A 909-nucleotide genomic window follows, 5' to 3' on the forward strand; every position below is an offset into this window, starting at 1 on the left:
GCCCACGGATTTGACGAAGCTCGCCTTGTCGTCGGAGAACAAGGTCTGCGCCTTTTCCTCGGCGGCGCGCTTCGGTTCGGCTGTAGCCGACCACCAGTCGCCTGAGCCTGCGTCACGCAGGAAGATGTAGGAGCCGAGCCGGTCCTCGGTCGGATCCGGCTGCCAGCGCGTGACGGAGAGATCGCCCCAGCGGCTGTAGCCCGAGCCGGTCGCGGTGACCATCACCGAATAGCGGCCGTTCGACATGACGTTGGTCGACCGCAGCGACTGCAGCGGATTGAGCACGATGCGGGTGTCGGGGCTGTCGACCTCGGTCTCGTCCTTGGAGCGTTCGTCGGCCTCGGTCCTGACGGTCGCGGTCGGGATGTCGCGCGGCGCCCTCTCCTGCAGCAAGAGTTCGGCCGATTCGATGACCGGATCGCTGTGGAAGCGGTCGCGCATGCGACCTTCGAAGATGGCGTCGGCAACCGCCGCGATCGACATGCCCGAATGGTGGGCCATGTAGTTCTGGACGACGACATGATCCGTGCCTTCCGGCACGCGCTGCGGCGTGAAGTCGACGGCATCGTAGTAGCCGTGGCGGCCGAGCGCCCCGATCTCCCGCAAACGGGAGAGATTCAGCACGGCTTCACGCGGATTGAACTGGGCCGCCAGTATGGTGGCGTAAGGCGCGATCACCGTGTTCTGGCCAAGGCCGCGCTTCAGCCCGAGGCCTGGAACGCCGAAATTGGTATATTGGTAGGTCAGTTCGCGGTCGCGCGCATTGTAGGCGGCCTCCGAGATGCCCCACGGCACGTTCTTCTGGCGGCCATACTGGATCTGGCGTTTGATGATCAGCTTGCTGGTCTGGTTGAGGATCGAGCCCTGCGGCTCCTTCATCACCAGCGGCGGCATCAGATATTCGAACAT

At 64.4% G+C, this 909-nt stretch carries 1 protein-coding gene; it reads right to left on the bottom strand.

Going from position 1 to position 909, the window contains the following annotated elements; translation table 11 throughout:
• Positions 1–909, bottom strand: a 909-nt coding sequence (locus EN893_RS35810) for a glucoamylase family protein (RefSeq protein WP_281062536.1), incomplete at both ends; no start/stop codon positions are given.

The organism is Mesorhizobium sp. M7A.F.Ca.CA.004.04.2.1 (assembly GCF_004022825.1).
Taxonomy (GTDB): Bacteria; Pseudomonadota; Alphaproteobacteria; order Rhizobiales; family Rhizobiaceae; genus Mesorhizobium.